17 protein-coding genes and 1 pseudogene are annotated in these 17,354 nt (G+C 65.8%); 10 read left to right on the top strand and 8 right to left on the bottom strand.

Features of this window, described 5'->3' with window-relative positions; genetic code table 11:
• Window positions 1–2: 2 nt before the first annotated feature.
• From pcaD to ACZ46K_RS06105, 3 genes and pseudogenes are all read left to right on the top strand, one after another.
• Window positions 3–807 (top strand): annotated as a pseudogene (gene pcaD, locus ACZ46K_RS06115) (3-oxoadipate enol-lactonase); the annotation flags it as partial.
• The gene (locus ACZ46K_RS06110) at window positions 773–1,591 is read left to right on the top strand and encodes an IclR family transcriptional regulator (RefSeq protein WP_464747210.1); all 819 of its coding nucleotides are present in this window, start codon (window positions 773–775) and stop codon (window positions 1,589–1,591) included. The pseudogene pcaD and the gene ACZ46K_RS06110, both read left to right, overlap by 35 nt.
• A 13-nt stretch (window positions 1,592–1,604) precedes the next feature.
• Entirely contained in the window at window positions 1,605–2,816 is a 1,212-nt protein-coding gene (locus tag ACZ46K_RS06105) for an acetyl-CoA C-acetyltransferase (protein ID WP_464747208.1), read from the top strand.
• A gap of 28 nt (window positions 2,817–2,844) precedes the next feature.
• On the opposite strand, the gene ACZ46K_RS06100 is transcribed toward ACZ46K_RS06105, so the two are convergent.
• A complete protein-coding gene (locus tag ACZ46K_RS06100) occupies window positions 2,845–3,882 on the bottom strand; it encodes an NADP-dependent oxidoreductase (RefSeq protein ID WP_054806476.1) in 1,038 nt (345 codons plus the stop codon).
• A gap of 398 nt (window positions 3,883–4,280) precedes the next feature.
• A complete protein-coding gene (locus tag ACZ46K_RS06095) occupies window positions 4,281–5,747 on the bottom strand; it encodes an NAD(P)/FAD-dependent oxidoreductase (protein ID WP_464747206.1) in 1,467 nt (488 codons plus the stop codon).
• Window positions 5,748–5,871: 124 nt separating this feature from the next.
• On the opposite strand from ACZ46K_RS06095, the gene ACZ46K_RS06090 reads away from it, so the two are divergent.
• The 3 genes from ACZ46K_RS06090 to ACZ46K_RS06080 all read left to right on the top strand — a co-directional run bounded on the left by ACZ46K_RS06090 (window position 5,872) and on the right by ACZ46K_RS06080 (window position 7,525).
• Window positions 5,872–6,786, top strand: coding sequence for a LysR family transcriptional regulator (locus tag ACZ46K_RS06090; protein WP_464747204.1), 915 nt, complete (start codon window positions 5,872–5,874; stop codon window positions 6,784–6,786).
• A 167-nt stretch (window positions 6,787–6,953) separates the two neighbouring features.
• Window positions 6,954–7,151, top strand: a complete 198-nt coding sequence (locus ACZ46K_RS06085; protein ID WP_054806477.1) for a type II toxin -antitoxin system TacA 1-like antitoxin — start codon at window positions 6,954–6,956, stop codon at window positions 7,149–7,151.
• Window positions 7,148–7,525 carry a type II toxin-antitoxin system death-on-curing family toxin gene (locus tag ACZ46K_RS06080; protein ID WP_054806478.1) on the top strand — a complete coding sequence of 126 codons (378 nt, stop codon included), beginning with the start codon at window positions 7,148–7,150 and terminating at the stop codon, window positions 7,523–7,525. Before ACZ46K_RS06085 ends, ACZ46K_RS06080 begins: the two co-directional genes overlap by 4 nt.
• 171 nt (window positions 7,526–7,696) lie before the next feature.
• Here the strand turns inward: ACZ46K_RS06080 and ACZ46K_RS06075 are convergent, their stop codons facing one another.
• The gene (locus ACZ46K_RS06075; RefSeq protein ID WP_054806479.1) at window positions 7,697–8,290 is read right to left on the bottom strand and encodes an alpha/beta fold hydrolase; all 594 of its coding nucleotides are present in this window, start codon (window positions 8,288–8,290) and stop codon (window positions 7,697–7,699) included.
• 244 nt (window positions 8,291–8,534) lie between these two features.
• On the opposite strand from ACZ46K_RS06075, the gene ACZ46K_RS06070 reads away from it, so the two are divergent.
• Entirely contained in the window at window positions 8,535–9,695 is a 1,161-nt protein-coding gene (locus ACZ46K_RS06070; protein ID WP_464747202.1) for an iron-containing alcohol dehydrogenase, read from the top strand.
• Between the two features lie 40 nt (window positions 9,696–9,735).
• On the opposite strand, the gene ACZ46K_RS06065 is transcribed toward ACZ46K_RS06070, so the two are convergent.
• Both ACZ46K_RS06065 and ACZ46K_RS06060 read right to left on the bottom strand, forming a co-directional pair.
• Entirely contained in the window at window positions 9,736–10,743 is a 1,008-nt protein-coding gene (locus tag ACZ46K_RS06065; RefSeq protein ID WP_054809610.1) for an NADP-dependent oxidoreductase, read from the bottom strand.
• A gap of 27 nt (window positions 10,744–10,770) precedes the next feature.
• Complete coding sequence (locus ACZ46K_RS06060; RefSeq protein WP_464747199.1) at window positions 10,771–11,157, bottom strand: DUF1304 domain-containing protein; 387 nt, start codon at window positions 11,155–11,157, stop codon at window positions 10,771–10,773.
• 78 nt (window positions 11,158–11,235) lie between these two features.
• Between ACZ46K_RS06060 and ACZ46K_RS06055 the strand changes: the two genes are divergently transcribed.
• Entirely contained in the window at window positions 11,236–11,886 is a 651-nt protein-coding gene (locus tag ACZ46K_RS06055) for a TetR/AcrR family transcriptional regulator (RefSeq protein WP_464747197.1), read from the top strand.
• 36 nt (window positions 11,887–11,922) lie between these two features.
• On the opposite strand, the gene ACZ46K_RS06050 is transcribed toward ACZ46K_RS06055, so the two are convergent.
• Together ACZ46K_RS06050 and ACZ46K_RS06045 are read right to left on the bottom strand one after the other, a co-directional pair.
• Entirely contained in the window at window positions 11,923–13,581 is a 1,659-nt protein-coding gene (locus tag ACZ46K_RS06050) for an ABC-F family ATP-binding cassette domain-containing protein (RefSeq protein ID WP_464747195.1), read from the bottom strand.
• Between the two features lie 205 nt (window positions 13,582–13,786).
• Window positions 13,787–14,521, bottom strand: a complete 735-nt coding sequence (locus tag ACZ46K_RS06045) for an oxygen-binding di-iron domain-containing protein (protein ID WP_054805089.1) — start codon at window positions 14,519–14,521, stop codon at window positions 13,787–13,789.
• 131 nt (window positions 14,522–14,652) lie between these two features.
• Here ACZ46K_RS06045 and ACZ46K_RS06040 point away from each other — a divergent pair, with 131 nt between their 5' ends.
• Window positions 14,653–15,501: an alpha/beta hydrolase gene (locus ACZ46K_RS06040; protein ID WP_054805080.1), complete on the top strand. Its 849-nt coding sequence runs from the start codon at window positions 14,653–14,655 to the stop codon at window positions 15,499–15,501.
• A 19-nt stretch (window positions 15,502–15,520) separates the two neighbouring features.
• Window positions 15,521–16,366, top strand: coding sequence for a 4,5-DOPA-extradiol-dioxygenase (gene ygiD / locus ACZ46K_RS06035; RefSeq protein WP_054809612.1), 846 nt, complete (start codon window positions 15,521–15,523; stop codon window positions 16,364–16,366).
• 4 nt (window positions 16,367–16,370) lie between these two features.
• Here the strand turns inward: ygiD and ACZ46K_RS06030 are convergent, their stop codons facing one another.
• Window positions 16,371–17,354, bottom strand: coding sequence for an alpha/beta hydrolase fold domain-containing protein (locus ACZ46K_RS06030; RefSeq protein ID WP_054805081.1), 984 nt, complete (start codon window positions 17,352–17,354; stop codon window positions 16,371–16,373).

Below are 17,354 nucleotides of genomic sequence, written 5' to 3'. Positions count from 1 at the left end.
AATTGACTGTCACGCTGCACTACGAACAGCACGGAGACCCGTCGGCGCCGTCGGTGCTCTTCCTCGGCTCGCTCGGATCCGACCTGTCCATGTGGCAGCCGCAGATCGATGAACTGTCCGCGAACTGGCACGTCATCGCCGTCGACCACCGCGGTCACGGCTCCTCGCCCACACCGCAGGGCCCCTACACGATGGGCGAACTGGGCGCCGACATCATCGCGGTACTCGACTCCCTGAACGTGCAGAGCGCGCACTACGTCGGGCTCTCCCTCGGTGGTGCCGTGGGCCAGTGGCTCGCAGCCCATCACCCCGACCGCATCCTCTCGCTGACACTGCTGTGCACGTCGTCGGCATTCCTGCCCGCGCAGCCGTGGCTCGATCGCGCCCAGACCGTGCGCGCCGACGGACTGGCGTCCATCGCCGAGTCCATCGTGTCGCGCTGGTTCAGCCCCGGCCGCCTGGAATCCGACCAGGAACTCGTCGACCGGCACGTTGCGATGGTGAAGAGCACCACCGACGAGGGCTACGCCGCATGCTGTGAAGCCCTCGCGACCTGGGACGGACGCGACGACCTCGCCCGCATCACCGCCCCCACCCTCGTGATCGCCGGCGAAGAAGACCCCGCCACCCCACCCGCAACGATGCAGACCCTGGCCGAGGGCATCGCCACCTCCGAGTTCCACGTCGTCGCGCCCGGCGCGCACCTGGCAAACGTCGAACAGGCCGACAAGGTCACGCAGCTGATCACCGACCACCTGAAGAAGAACCAGTCGTGACAGACATCGACGCGCGGTCTTCCGTGAAGGACCTCCCTGCCAAGGACGCCTCTCCGGACTACGTCCAGTCGCTTGCCCGCGGCCTCTCCGTCATCAAGGCGTTCGGCGTCGAGAATCCGCGTCGTACCCTGTCCGACGTCGCGCGCGCGACCGGCCTCACTCGCGCGACCGCGCGCCGTTTCCTTCTCACGTTGACCGAACTCGGCTACGTGCGCACCGACGGATCCCAATTCTGGCTCACCCCAAGGGTCCTCGAACTGGGATACAGCTATCTGTCGGCGCTGTCACTGCCCGAGGTCGCGCGTCCGCATCTCGAGGCGTTGGCCCAGAAGATCCACGAGTCGACGTCGGTGTCGGTGCTCGATCACGACGACGTCGTCTATGTCGCCCGTGTTCCCGTCAATCGCATCATGACCGTCACGATCACACTCGGCACACGGTTCCCCGCCTACGCCACGTCGATGGGTCGCGTCCTGCTCGCCGGTCTGCCCGAAAGCGAACTCGCCGACTACCTTGCTCGCGCCGACCTGGCACCCATCACCGGTACCACCGTGCAGACCCGCGACACGTTGCGCGCCGAGCTCGACAAGGTGCGACACGACGGATTCTGCATCGTCGACCAGGAACTCGAAGAGGGATTGCGGTCGCTGGCTGCACCGATCCGCGACGCATCCGGCACCGTGGTCGCCGCGGTGAACATCTCCACCCACGCTGCCCGCTACCCCATCGAAACCCTCCACGACCGGCTGGTCCCCGCCCTCGTTTCCACCGCGGACGAGATCTCGTCGGATTACGCCCGCACCCAGACCAATTGATCGGAGAGAATCAATGACCGACGTAGTGATCTGCGAACCGCTTCGCACCCCGGTGGGCCGCTTCGGCGGTGTCCTGAAAGACATCGCACCGGAAGACCTCGCCGCCACCGTCATCCGCGAGATCGTGTCGCGCAGCGGCATCTCGGGATCCGACATCGACGACGTCATCCTCGGACAGGCTTCCCCGAGCGGGGAGAACCCGGCGATCGGACGCATCGCCGCACTCAATGCCGGTCTCGGCGTCGAGGTTCCGGGAATCCAGGTGGATCGACGCTGCGGCTCCGGTCTCCAGGCGATCCTGCAGGCCGTCATGCAGGTACAGACCGGCGGCAGCGACCTGATCCTCGCCGGCGGCGCAGAGTCCATGAGCCAGGCGGAGTTCTACGCGACCGGGATGCGCTGGGGCGTCAAGGGTGAGGCAGTCGCCCTCAACGACCGGCTCGCGCGTGCCCGTGTCACTGCCGGTGGCCGCGACTTCCCCGTCCCCGGCGGCATGATCGAGACCGCCGAGAACCTGCGCGCCGAATTCTCCATCAGCCGTGAGGATCAGGATGCGCTCGCGGTGCAGTCGCACCAGCGTGCCGTCGCCGCTCAGAAGAACGGTGTGTTCGCGCAGGAGATCGTGCCCGTGACGGTGCCGCAACGTAAGGGTGAAGCGCTGGTCGTCGACACCGACGAGCATCCCCGCGCCGACACCACCCTCGAGACACTCGCAAAACTGCGTCCGATCCGCGGCAAGGTCGATCCCGAGTCCACCGTGACTGCCGGGAACGCGAGCGGCCAGAACGACGGAGCTGCCCTGAGCATCGTCACCACCGCAGACAAGGCCGCAAAGCTCGGCCTGCGTCCCCTCGCCCGGCTCGCGAGCTGGGCTGTGGCCGGAGTTCCGCCGCGCACCATGGGAATCGGCCCGGTCCCCGCCACCGAGAAGGCGCTCGGCCGGCTCGGCCTGACACTCGCCGACATGGATGTCATCGAACTCAACGAAGCGTTCGCCGCGCAGGCCCTCGCGGTGATCCGCACCTGGGGTATCGATGCGGACGACGCCCGCCTCAACCCCAACGGTTCCGGCATCTCACTCGGTCACCCCGTCGGCGCGACCGGCGGCCGTATCCTCGCGACGCTGCTGCGCGAATTGGACCGTCGCGAGGGCCGTTACGGTCTCGAGACGATGTGCATCGGCGGCGGACAGGGCCTCGCTGCGGTATTCGAGCGCATCGCCTGATCGGTGCCAGGTCGCGCCGGCGCGGACATCACCGCTCCGGCGCGACCTGTACCAGCAGCTTCCCGAAGTTCTTCCCTTCGAGCAGACCGATGAACGCCTCGGGGGCATTCTCCAGACCGTCGACGATGTCCTCGCGGTACTTCAATTTGCCGCTACGCACCCAACCCGACGCGTCGCGCAGGAAGTCGCGGTACATCTCGGATACGAACTCCGATTGGATGAACCCCCGGATCGTGAGGCTCTTGACGAGCACGAGCGAGAAGAATCCGGGCAGCCGGTCGCGGCGTTCGAGGTCGGCGCCGTTGTACTGGGCTACCAGACCGCACACCGGAATCCGCGCATAGAGATTCAGCAGCGGCATCACCGCGTCGGCCACGTGCCCGCCGACGTTCTCGAAGTACACGTCGATACCTTCGGGTACCGCGTCTGCAAGCTTCTGCGCGAAGTCGGGGTCGCGGTGGTCGATGGCGGCGTCGAACCCGAATTCGTCGATCAGGGCTCTGCATTTCTCCGGCCCACCCGCGATACCCACTGCGCGAGCACCCTTCAGTTTCGCGATCTGACCGACCGCAGATCCGACAGGCCCGGTCGCAGCCGCGACGACGACCGTCTCGCCTTCCTTGGGCTGCCCGATCTTCAACAGTCCCGAGTAGGCCGTGAAGCCCGGCATCCCCAGCACGCCGACTGCCGTGGACAGCGGCGCGGCGTCGGGGTCGAGCTTGCGCACCTCATCACCATTGATGACGGCGTGCGATTGCCAGCCTGCGCCCGCGAGGACATAGTCGCCCACGGCAAGGCCCGGGTATCGCGATTCGACGACCTGGCAGACCGTGCCACCGACCATCACGTCGTCGAGTTCCACTGGCTCGGCATACGACTTCGCGGTACTCATGCGGCCGCGCATGTAGGGATCGAGAGAGAGGTAGACGGTCCGCAGCAGGACCTGCCCGTCGGCCACGGCGGGAAGGTCGACGACCTCGGTACGGAAGTTGTCGGCGGTAGGTGTTCCGTCGGGGCGAGACGCCAGGACGATTCGTGTGCTCTGGTTCTTCGACGATGCACTCATACTCCGGCAGTCTGCCTTACCACCGGGTCGACGTCAGGCAGCTCCGGGTCGATCGCCCCGCGGCGGCTCGTAGTTCGAGAACAGGCGAGAATGGATGGCCTCGGTGAACGATGGACCGTCGTGCTCGACGGTGCGGTGTGGACGCGGCTGCTGAGGCTGGGACCTGGCCGCAGTACTGGACGTGGATCGGATCGACACATCGACTCCTCTCGGATGCTGGGAGGAGAGTGCTGACCACCGAACACCGTGCGTGACCTGGTGCGCGCCCCCCCCTTTGCATACATATACCCGGTCGGGTCCCAGGGCGCACACATCAGTCCCGGGCGTCGCGCGCAACGAGGCCCGACCTGTGTGGTCGGGCCTCGTTGCGTGAAAACTTTCGTTCAGATACCGGACTCCTACGAGACCGGGACAGGCACGCGCGCGGCGGCCGCGGCCTTCCTCTTCGCCCGCTTGCTCGGGTGCTTGGTCGCGTCTGCCTTGGGCGCCCCGGTCTTCGATACCCCGGCCTTCGCTGCGTCCGTCTTCGGCGCGTCGGCCGGCTTCTCCGCCTCGGCAGGGGCTACCGGTTCGAGTTCCTGCGCGTAGTAGAAGTGCGGACGACGGTGGCCGAGGAACGATCCGCACCACGACATCACTGCGATGTACCGGTTGCGGAATCCCACGAGGTACACCAGGTGCACGGCGAGCCACAGCACCCACGCGATGAATCCGGTGAGTTCGATCTTGCCGACGCGGGTGATCGCGCGGAAGCGGTTGATGATCGCCATGCTGCCCTTGTCGCGATACTGGAACGCGGTTCCCGCGGGCACCTTGCCGAGGATCATCTTCGCAACGTGCCGGCCGCCTTGCATCGCGAACGGCGACTGCGCCGGCAGGTTGTCGAGCGTGACCATGTCGCCGATGGCGTAGATGTTGTCGGCGCGTCCGACGGTGAAGTCGTTGTCGACGAGAAGTCGCCCGCTCCGGACGGTCTCGCAGCCCGTCCGCTCGGCGAGCACGTCGGCGAAATCGTTGGCCTGGATTCCGGCCGACCAGATGATCGTCTCGGCCGTGAGGCGACGGGTCTCGCCGGTGTTCGCCGTCTTCAGGGTGGCGCCGTGTTCGTCGATGTCGGTGACCATGGTGCCGACGACAACGTCGACGCCGGCCTTCTCGAGAGACACCTTCGAGTACTCGCTGAGCTTTCCACCGAACGGCGGGAGAACCTTGTCGGCACCCTCGACGAGCGTGACGGTGACGTCCTCGCCCTTGATGTTGCCGATCGACTCCGCGAAGTAACGCTGAGCGAGTTCCTTGATCTGTCCGGCCAGCTCGACGCCCGTGGGGCCCGCGCCTACGACAATGAAGCTGAGCAAGTTCTTACGCAGTTCGGGGTCGGCGGTGATGTGCGCTTCCTCGAAGCAGCGGATGATCTGGCGACGCAGGCGCTCCGCGTCGTCCACGGTCTTGAGGGCGAACGTCAGGTCGGCGAACTCGTCGCGGCCGAAATACGCCTGTCGCGCTCCGGTAGCGGCGACCAGGTGCTCGTAGCCGAGGGTGTGCCGTTTCCCCGCCGCCTCGTACACGACGGTGTTGTCGTCGGGGTTCACGTCGACAACGCGGCCGAGCCGTACGTCGGCGTTCGGGTACTTCGCGAGAATCGCGCGGACGGACGGCGCGATCTCGCCGGGCGAGATGACACCCGTCGCCACTTGGTAGAGCAAGGGCTGGAACAGGTGCTCGGTGGTCTCCGAGATGAGGACGAACGGCGTGCCTGCCTTGCCCAGCTTCTTCGCTACGGCAAGAGCTCCGAATCCGGAACCGACGATCACTACCTCGGTCCGGTCGACGACGGTCGTCTCTCCCTTGTCTGCACCACCCATGCTGCCGATACCTCCACATTGAAGTTCTTGTATGACTTCAAACCTAGGTATCTACATCCCTTGGAATCCAGTAACCTGGGATATTCGAAAAACTGTTATCTGTTTCGCTCATAAATGGGGTTTGATGGACTTCCGGCAACTACGCTACTTCCTCGCAGTCGGTGAGGAGTCCAGCTTCTCCCGTGCAGCCGAGCGGTGCTTCATCTCGCAGTCCGCGATCAGCCACCAGATCGCGAAACTGGAGCATGAGCTGGGCACGAGTCTGTTCGACCGGTCCACCCGATCGGTCAAGCTCACCGCCGCCGGCCTGCGGCTGATGCCGATCGCCTCGGAAGTGCTCGGCCTCGAAGCGCGCGCGTTCGAAGTGGCGACCGAACCCCGCGACAGCATCCGGATCACCGCGAACATGAGCTTCGCGACGCAGAGCCTCGACGCGATCTCCCAGGTCCGCGAGCGATACCCCCACATCGACGTCGAGTTCGTCATCAAGGACTTCACCGACCGCGTCAACGCCGTCGCCTCCGGCGAAGCCGACCTCGCCCTCATCCGCGGGGAGGTGGACCGGCCGGGGCTCGAGACCGTGAGGCTCGGGATCGAGGATCTGGTTGTGGTCACCTCGAGTCAGCATCCGCTGTCGGCGTTCTCGACCGTCGACCTGGGCGAGCTGGCCCACTATCCGCTACTGCTCCCTCCTCGCAGCAGCCAGGTTCTGTTGCACCGTGTCATCGAGGATGCGTTCGTCGAGGTGGGCAGACGTGCACGCTTCGGTCCGTCGATCGCGAGCGATCACACAGCAACCCTCGAGGTCCTCACCAACCCGCGCGCCTGGACGGTGCTCTACGCCAGTACCGCCGCCGAGACTCCGAGCAAAGGGCTCAAGTTCATGCGCGAGAAACGACACCTGCTTCGGGTGCCCGTGTGTGGAGTGGTGCGCACCGGAACGGTCCCGACACCCGAGCTCGAGTTCCTCGTCCAGGCCCTCGCGCACTCGATCGTGCCGGCGGTCGACACGCCGCCCGTGCGGGGTTCCGGGAACTGACGTCTCAGACACTGCCCATCGTGTCCTACCACAGTGACAACGTCGGGCACAGGTGTCGGGTGCATCCTCTTCGTCGGTCACCGACGCGCAACGACAGACGAGGTCGGCGTGGTGCCGATACTCCCGCGGGTACCGCATCCGGTACCTGAACAGGTACCGTTGGGAGTATGCCCGGACTCAACATCCAGTTCACCGACGACGAGCAGGCATTGATCCGCGACGCCGCCGAACGCGAGGGGGTCTCCCTCAAAGCATTTGTGCACAATGCCTCGCTCGACGCAGCCAGCAGCCGTAAGCACCTGCGCAGTGAACTGCTTGCCGATATATTCGACAAGTCCGCCGAACTCAACGCGCGACTCGCGTGACGTTCTACCTCGATCGCAACGATCTCCTCACGATCGCGGCGCGTGTCAACGGCGGGTCGCCCGCTGTGCGCGAGATCGGCCTGCTGGACGCAGCGATCGCACGCCCACAGAGCACGGTGTTCGGTGTCGATGCATATCCCACACTGTTCGAGAAGGCAGCCGCGCTGCTTCACTCCATCGCCCGAAACCACGCCCTCCTCGATGGCAACAAGCGCACCGCCTGGGCCGCGACATGGCTGTTCCTCGGTTACAACGGTATCCGTCTGCGCCGCGGCTTCGATGTGGATACTGCCGAAGCGCTGATGAATGACATCGCCACGGGCGCTCACGACGTCGCCTCGATCGCTGCAGCTCTCGCGACGTTCGTGGCCTGACCGTCACCGACACGCTGCTTCGGGTGCTGGAAAGTGTTCGCCGTTCACGCGCCGCGGGGCACGGCTTGTCCGGATCGGTTCCCGGGTGCGTGTGGTCGGCCGGGTGTTCCTGGGAAACGGGGTCTACATCCACGTCGGTTGTGTCAGCTATCGGAGTCCACCAACACGTTCTCAGCGACGCGTCAACCGCTCGATCTCGGCGACCACATGCCTGCCGTGCGGCGACTGCGCGGCACGATAGGCATGCGACGCGGTCGCGGATGCGCATGCGCATGCGCATGCAGCAGCATTCATGCCGTCGCCGGTAAGGCCTCCGGAAATCGCGGTGACGGGAATATCGCCGAGTGCGGGTGGATTGTCGCGCCACGCGGCGATCTCGTCGAGAAAGGTGCGAGCCTGCGCTCGTTGAGTACGGAATACCCTGGATTCGAATGCTTCTCGCTCCATGTCCGCGCGGACATCGGCCGGGCATGCGTCGAGGAGGAAACCGAACGTGTGCCTCAGCACGCGCAACCGGGAGAGTCCGATCAGTATCGGGATCGAGATCTTCTCGAACGTCCGGAAACCCCTACCCAGCAGGACGTCGGAGGCTTCGTCGGCCGGGTCCACGGGTGAGCGCCCGAGTCCGGATCGGTCGTACACGATCGCGCGTATGAACCGGGCAACCCGAGATTGCACGGGTGCCCAACTCGACCTGTCCGCGGCCGCGCCGGCTTCGAACACGACCGTCGGTGTGTCGGTCTCATCGGGGGCTGTGCACACCATGCTGAAGAGCCGCCGCCCGTCGCGGGTCTCGACCCACTCCGCGGTGCCCAGAGTGTGTGACCGGCCAGTACCCGTCGCGTCGCCTCCGAATCGGTCGTTGTCACCGCTCGCTCCCCTCAGTCGACCACACCGAACGCAAACGTAAGTTCGCCTCACCGACCGGTCAAGGCCTGCGTTTCGACGATGCACCGCACAAGGCGTGTCCCAGTTCATACTCGTCCGCCTCGGGTGACATGATCCGAGCATGACTGCACCCATCGCACTGCCGCGCACCATGCGCATCGGCGGCGGAGCCGTCCGCGAGATCGGCGAAGTCGTCGCGAGCCTCGGCCTGTCCCGCCCACTCGTGGTCACCGATTCGTTCCAGGTCGGCACCGGCGCGGCCGAGAAGATGCTCGACAACCTCGAGGCCGCCGGCGCCGCCGCGCGCCTGTTCGCCGACGCCGTGCCCGACCCCACCACCGACTCCCTCGAAGCGGGTGTCGCCGCGCTCGCCGAACACGACGCCGATTCCGTCATCGGGTTCGGCGGCGGCAGCCCGATGGACACCGCGAAAGCGCTCGGCATTCTCGGTAGGCAGGGCGGGCAGATGCGTGACTACAAGGCCCCGCGCAACAACATCGGGCCTGCCCTCCCGATCATCGCCGTGCCGACTACAGCCGGAAGCGGTTCGGAAGCAACCCAGTTCACTGTCATCACCGACAGCGCGAACGACGAGAAGATGCTCTGTCCCGGTCTGGCGTTCCTTCCGGTCGCCGCGGTGATCGATTACGAACTGACACTGTCGATGCCGCCTAGACTCACCGCCGACACCGGCGTCGACGCACTCACCCACGCCATCGAGGCGTATGTCAGCCGCAAGGCGAATCCGTTCTCCGACAGCCTCGCTCTCGTCGCCATCGGCACTATCGGTCGCATGCTGCGCCGTGTGTATGCCGACGGCAGCGACGCCGAAGCACGCGAGCAGATGATGCTCGCCGCCACCCAGGCCGGCATCGCGTTCTCCAACTCGTCGGTGGCACTCGTGCACGGCATGAGCAGGCCCATCGGTGCGCATTTCCATGTCGCGCACGGGTTGTCGAACGCGATGCTCTTTCCCGCGGTCACCGCCTTCTCCGTGAGCGCCGCCGAAGTCCGCTACGCCGACTGCGCTCGTGCACTCGGAGTCGCCACACCCGGCGACACCGACGCTACCGCCTCGAACAACCTGGTCGTGGCACTACGCGAGCTGTGCCGCGACGTGCAGGTCCCGACACCGAAGGTATACGGCATCGACAAGGCTCAGTGGGACGAATTGATTCCGCTCATGGCCGAGCAGGCCTTGGCATCAGGGTCGCCGAACAACAATCCGCTGGTCCCCACCGAAGCGGAGATCCGAGACCTCTACGCTCAGGTCTATGGCTGACGGCCTGGCCGGACAACCGACTCCTGAAGCGCACAGGTGACTACGCGACCTTCACCAGCATCTTTCCGACGTTCGCGCCGCGCATGAGCTGAAGGAACGCATCGACAGAATTCTCGATGCCGTCGACAACGGTCTCGTCATGGACCACGGCGCCGGAGGCGAGCCAGGGTCCCATCTTGGCGGCGAACTCGGGGAAGATGTGCGTGTAGTTTCCAAGGGTGAATCCCTCGAGGGTGAGCCCCCGGCTGATGATGTTCATCATATTGTCGGGGCCAGGTGTGCGCTCGGTGGCGTTGTACGCGGAGATGGCACCGCAGAGCGCGGCCCGGCCGCCGTTCCGCATGACGTCGAGTGCGGCTTCGAGGTGGTCGCCGCCGACGTTGTCGAAGTAGACATCGATACCGGCGCAGGCGATCTCGCGCAGTTGCTCGCGCACCGGTGCCTGCTTGTAGTCGAAGGCGGCGCTGTACCCGTACTTGTCGGCGAGTAGCGCGACCTTCTCTGCGGAGCCGGCAGACCCGATGACCTCGGAAGCACCCTCGAGCCGGGCGATCTGCCCGGCCGCAGTCCCCACCGCGCCCGCTGCCCCGGAAATGAACACGGACTCGCCCGGCTGCAGGTGGGCGACATGCACGAGTCCCACGTACGCCGTGAGCCCGGTCAATCCGAGGATCCCCAGGTGTGCCGAGATCGGCACTCCGGGAATCTCTTCGACGACACGGAACGCCGATGCGTCACCCTGTGCGACATCGCGCCACCCGAGGTCATGGACCACGACGGAGCCGACCGGGTGCGTGACGGTGGTGGATTCGACGACCCGACCGACGGCCCCGCCGGTCATCGTCTCGCCCAGCACGAACGGCGGGATGTATGACTTCACATCGTTCATCCGGCCGCGCATGTACGGGTCTACCGAAGTGAATGCGTTGGCCACGCGCACCTGGTCCGGCCCGAGGCCTGGCAACTCGACGGTGACGGAGCGGAAGTCGTCATGAGTGGGCCAACCCACCGGCCGGTTGATCAGCTGAATCTGGGTGCTCGACGTCATCGAGATGTCCTTTCGATATTTCTGCGGTCACAGCGCCAGCCCGAGTGCGAGGAGGAGTACGGCAAGTAGCGGAAGCGTTCCCTGCGTGATCGCCGCGCGAGCCTTATCGGGTGACGACAGCAGGAGCACGAGCGCCGCGAGAAGCATGGATCCCGCGCCGGCGAAGACGAGGGCCGCGCCGAGTGCTGTCGAGCCGATGATCACAGCGACGATGCCGACCACCGTCATGATCGCCAGGAAGAGGTTGTAGAAGCCCTGATTGAAGGCAAGCTCTTTGGTTGCATTTGCCTCTTCTGCACTGGTCCCGAACGTCGCTCGGGTACGCGGTGCGGTCCAGAGGACGGACTCGAGCACAAAAATGTACACGTGAAGCGCACTGGCGAGTGCGGCAAGAACAAGACCCGCGGCGACCATGGAACCCCTCCTCATTCTGAACTGGTCATTTCAATATATACTGAAATGGTCGTTTCATAACCGGGGATGAGGATCGCCATGGCTCGCACGCAGGATTTCGACACGGCCGAAGTAGTCGGCCGCGCTCGCGACCTGTTCTGGGACAAGGGCTTCGAATCCACATCGATACCCGACCTCGAACGCGCCACTGGTTTGAACCGATCGAGCCTGTACAACGCATTCACCAGCAAACGCGGACTGTTCGACGCCGCCGTCGACGACTACCTCGACCGCGTGGTGCGCCCCCGGCTCCGCATTCTGACCGACGAGCCGACCCGCCACGACGCCGCCGCACGCTACTACCGGAGCCTCGCCAATGTGCTCGCGTCCCTCTCCGTCGACGCCCCGAGCCGCGGCTGTCTCCTGCTCAACAGTGCCGCCGGATTCGCCGCGCACGACGATACGCAGCGGGCCGTAGTCAACGCATATCAGCGCGAGCTGACTCGGGCGCTCACCCACGCACTCCGCGCCCACGACCCGGAGGCGTCGACCGCGACGCTGTCCCACAGGGCCCGACTCCTGACGTCGCTGTCCGTCAGCGCACTCCTGCTGTCACGGGTCGACCGGGACGAGGCCGTGGCGGTTGCGAACACCGCCATCGAGCAACTCGAGGAATGGAATCCCTTGCCCGCCGATGCCTCGGCACTGCCGCTGCAGTCGTCCACCTCGGCGAACTCGCCAGGCGAGTGAGACACCCGATGGGGGTAGCGGACGAACTGCAGCCGATCAAGCCCCTCCTTCATGCCGGCCGATCAGCGCGAGATGCGGCCAGTCGGCGATATCTCGTCGCAGCTGCCGATCGTGTGTCGCGAGGACGACCACCGCGTCGGTCGCACCGAGCGCGTCGGTCAGCTCGTCGACCAGCGTGATCGACAGGTGGTTGGTCGGCTCATCGAGAAGCAGGACGTGCGGTCGTGTGGCGAGCACCATCGCGAGGTCGAGCCTCCGTTGCTGCCCCATCGACAGGTCCCGGACTCGTTGACCGAGATCATGTTCGGTGAACAGACCCAGATCTTCGAGTGCCACCGCTTCCTCGCGCGGGACGATGCCTGCAGATTCGAGCGCGCCGACATGCCGCTCGTAGACTTCCCGGACGCGGGCTGCTGGGGGCGCGGGCGATTCCTGAGCCAGGCGTCCGACCCGCACGAGTTCCGCGATGTCCAGGTCCCCGGACGTGGGTGTCAGTTCGCCGGCGAGTACGGCGAGGAACGACGACTTTCCGGCTCCGTTGGGCCCGGTCACGGCGAGCCGTGCGCGCGCACCGAGGGACAGCGAGACCGGGGTGGTGAGGCGCCCCGACACCGTGACGTCCTCCGCTCGGATCAGCGGCTCGTCACGATCGATCCCGTCGAGTTCCGCACCGAGCGCGGGCATGGAGAACCGCAACGGCGGTGGTGGAGTCGTCACCGCATGCTCATCGAGCGCTTCCTGCCGCCGATGCACCGACTGCACGAGCGCCGGTGCGCGGGTCGCGCGCTGATGCTTGCCGGTGCCCTTGTCGGGCCGCCACCCCGTGACGAGCCGGTCCTGGGCTGCTTCGAGGTCGACAGCGAGACGCGCATGCTCGGCCTGTTGACGTGCGTACTCGGCGACCCACCGCTCGTACTCCGCGACACGTCCCTTGCGGTAGCCGGCGTAGCCGCCGCCGTACAGGCGGGGGCGGCCGTCCACACTGGGATCCAGGTCGAGGATCGATGTCGCCACATCCGTGAGCAGTGCACGATCGTGGCTGACGAGGACCACACCGCTGCGCGTCTGCTGCAGCCGTTCGGTCAGATATTCGAGCCCCGACGCGTCCAGGTGGTTGGTCGGCTCGTCGAGGAGCAGGAAATCGTGCTCCGCGCCGAGCAAAGCGGCCAGCCGGACGCGGTAGCGCTGCCCCACCGACATCTCGGCAAGGAGACGCGACCGGTCGGTCACCGCGCCCAGCGCTTCGAGAGCGGTATCGACGCGCCGGTCGGCGTCCCACGCGTCGAGTTGTTCGGCCGCATCGAGGGCGTCGGCATATGCATCCGACGCACCGGGTTCCTCTTCGGCGAGAGCAACTGTTGCCTCGTCGAGCAGGCGCAACACCTCACGGACGTGGACGAGTTCGATGTCGATGAGGTCGCCCACGGTGCGGCTCTCGGTGACGGCCATTTCCTGCTCGGCGACACCGAGCGAGCCGAAACGCCGCACCGTGCCCTGATCGGGTTCGAGCCGGCCGGCAAGCACATTGATCAGCGTCGTCTTGCCGCGACCGTTGTCGCCGACGACCCCGAGCCGCGAACCGGGTGTCACCGCAAGATCGACACCCTGCAGGACGGGACGACCGCCGCGAGCAATGTGCACGTCATGGGCGCCGAGTTGGGCGCGAGCGCGCTGGGGCAAGGTAATGATGGTCATTCTTCCTCCGGTGGAGGCGCACTCGTCCCACGACGGACGGGACATGCGCTTCTGACGAACGGCCATGAGAGCAGGCCGGTGGACACAACTCGACCCGTCGCCTCGGTTACGTCACGAGGTGCGGATCGGTGTCGTCAGTTGAAGAGAAGCGCTTGAATCACGTCGTCCAGGATACCGATCCCCGCGACGACGTCAATCGAATTGCTCACGCAGTCGGGCGAGCGCTGTCGAGCGCAGCGGTGAATCGTTCTTCGTAAGCCGCAGCGAGGTTGCCGAGAGCCTCGTGGCAATCACCCTCGTACGCAGGTGCATGCATCGGGGCGAGCACACGCGGCTGCAGGTCGGCGAGTGCACGGATGGTCGGAGCCAATTCGGGAGTCAGGCACGTCGCGTGTCCCATATCTTCCGCTGCCAATGCGGGGCCGACTATCTCGCTGTCCGTCCGTGCCGGATAACTGCCGAATGCTGTGAACAGGTCGCCGCACAGCAGCGTCGACGTGGTCTCCTCGAACATCAGGCCGGCGTCCCACCCGTGTGGAACATGAGGCGTGTCGATGTGGCGGACTCGGCGCAGGCCTGTATCCAGCACCTCGCCGTCCTGCAGCGGCTGCGGCGGCCGGTCGGCGAGGTCGTTGACCTGAACGAAGCACGCCATTGCGCCGTGCGCGACTTCCGCGGCCGGCGCTACGGCGAGCCACGAGTTCATCGAGCCGCATTCGTCGGCCTCGACGTGGCCGAACGTGATCCACCGCAACCGATTCAGCGGGATCAGTCGTGCGACCGCGTCGGAGACGGAAGGGAACAACGACCGATATCCGGTGTGGAACAACAGCGGCTCGTCTCCACCTATCAGGAATTGGTTCATCGTCAGGTTTGCCTCGTCGACGAACGTGGACAGGCGGTAGACGTCGGGAGCAATTTCGGTGATGACTGTGTCCATCACGATTCCTCTCACTGTGAGGTCCCCTTTCCGAGGTTCCTCCGGTCTCGTCGAGTCCACAAGCCCGGAAGGTGTCCTCGTGGAAGGATGCGTGAGACGGCCATGTGACCACCCCCCGGTAGGAGATACCCATGCAGCGCACCGAGTCCTCGTTCAGCGGGGGCAACTGCACTCGGATCGTGTACGACGTGTGGTCGCCCGACAACGGTGAGGTCACCGGGGTGCTGGTGTTGGCGCACGGACTCGGTGAGCACGCCCGCCGCTACGATCACGTCGCTGAGCGGCTGGGTTCACTGGGCCTGGTCGTGTTCGCGCTCGACCATCACGGTCACGGCCGTTCCGGCGGCAAGCGCCTGCACGCGCGCGAGATGTCGGAGTTCACCGACGACCTCGACCGGCTGTTCGATATCGCGACGCAGGCCTATCCGGGTCTACCGGTCTTCCTGCTCGGGCATTCGATGGGTGGCGCGATCGCGCTGGCGTACGCGCTCGACCACCAGGACCGTCTGACGGCGCTCGCACTGTCCGGACCCGCAGTGGTGGTCACCTCCGGAACGCCCGGCCCGGTTGTGGAAATCGGCAAGGTGATCGGCCGTTTCCTCCCCGATCTGCCGGTGCAGAAGCTCGACAGCAGCGCGGTGTCGCGCGATCCGGCGGTCGTCGCGGCGTACCAGGCCGACCCATTGGTCCACCACGGGCTGGTTCCCGCTGGGATCGCACGGGTATTGATCGATAACGAGCAGAGCCTGGCGCAGCGTTTGCCGTCCCTCACGTTGCCGGTGCTGGTGCAGCACGGCACCGCCGATGCCCTCGCCGATCCCGCGGGCGCTCAGCTGATCGCCGACCGCGCAGGCTCGGAGGATCTGACCCTGAAGCTGTACGACGGGCTGTTCCACGAGGTGTTCAACGAACCCGAGAACGACCGGGTTCTGGGCGATCTCGTCGACTGGTTGCGCCCTCGCATCGCCCCCGGAAGGTGAGACGCTCATGACGACACGCATGCCCGTCGCATTCATCGGCCACGGCAGCCCGCTCAATGCACTCGAATCGAACCGGTACACGCAGGCGTGGGCCGCGTTAGGGGCGTCGATGCCGACACCGCGCGCGATCCTGTCCATCTCGGCGCACTGGTTCATCAACGCCACCGCGGTCACTGCGATGCCGTCGCCGCGCACGATCCACGACTTCTTCGGGTTCCCGCAGGAGTTGTTCGACGTCGAATATCCGGCGCCCGGGCTCCCCGAGCTGACGGAGGAGATCGCGGATCTCGCACGACCGAAATGGGTGGGCGGCGACGTCGATTCGTGGGGTATCGATCACGGTACGTGGTCTGTACTCACCCACATGTTCCCGGATGCGAACGTGCCGGTGGTGCAATTGAGTCTCAACGCGTACAAGCCGCTCGAGTATCACGTCGAGCTCGGAGCTTCGCTGGCGTCACTCCGTGATGCCGGTGTGCTGATCGTCGGCAGCGGCAACATCGTGCACAACCTCCGCAGTATGGATTCGTCGAAGCCGACCGAAGGGTTCGACTGGGCCCAGCGTTTCGACGAGGCAGCCGGCGAAGTGCTGCGCGACCGGCCCGGCGATGCGGCCGTATTGCAGGAGCATCCCGACTTCGCGAAAGCCGTTCCGACGCCGGACCATTTCCTTCCGATGCTGCATTTCGCAGGCCTGCTTGCCGCGTCGGGTGAACAACCGGATGTTCTCGTCGGCGGGGTCGACTACGGGTCATTGTCGATGACGGCGTACACCGCCGGTGCGCAGTGCCCGTCCGGTGCCGAGAACGGCGGGCACGGCGCGAGGCTTTCCGATTCGACGGATCCGCCGAACACGAACCTGTAATGCGTCAGGCGGCGCGACCGTCACCGACTGCGACGACGGCGCGGCGCGCGAACCGCGTGCTCAGCCCGATGAGTTCCATCGCCTCGGGCAATGCTCGCGCAAGGACCGGCCACGCGTGGATCTGCTCGCGCCACAGGTGTGTTTCCACTGTTCTTCCCGCGTCTGCGAGTCGCTCGGTCATGTCCTCGACGTCGGGTCGGGTCAACTCGAATTCGGCTGCACTCAGGAACATCGGAGGGAAAAGCGCCGGGTCGGCGTCGACAGGGTTCATCTCGCCCTCGATCGCCTCCTGCCCCGCCAGCCAGCGCGGCCGCAGCTTTTCGAGTGCCTCGATGGGCAGGTAGGCGTCCTTCTTCATGTATTCGAGGTCGTGGCCGGAGTCGTCGAGATCGAGGCTCAACAGCGGCGAGTAACCGATGACGGCAGCCGGTCGCTGGATGCCGCGGCGAGCGGCGATCTCCGCGACCTTGACGGCGAGGTATCCACCGGCCGAGTCGCCGCCCACGATGATCCTGGTGGGATCGACGGCCGTCTCGAGCAGAGCGGTGTACGCATTCATTGCGTCGTGGACCGATCCCGCGATCGGAACAGCGGGGACCTGCCGGTAGTCCATGGAGTACACCGGCGCTCCCGAATCGAGCGCGAGTTGCACGCACAGCTGCCGATGTGTCGAAGGCCCGCAGAAGATGAAACCCCCGCCGTGGAAGTACAGGATGGTGGCGTCCTCGAGCGGATCGTCGACGGGCTTGGGCGAGATGATGCACTCGCCCGGCACTCCACCGAGATCGGTGTCGACGATCTCCACCGACCGCGGTCTGGGCGTGACCTTGTCGACCACCCACGAGAGCCGGCCGAGGATGCCGATACCGAAGTCGTTGCTCGGCCAGATGCTCAGGATCGGTTTGACGAGGATCCGGACGACCCAGAGCAGGATCAACGCGATCCGACTCGTCCGATCGTGCCAGGTCACAGAAGCACTGGAGCTCAT

The sequence above is a fragment of the Rhodococcus sp. JCM 9793 genome (assembly GCF_055380405.1).
Note: the sequence above shows the minus strand (reverse complement) of the source record. Positions and strands in the feature narration are given on the sequence as shown.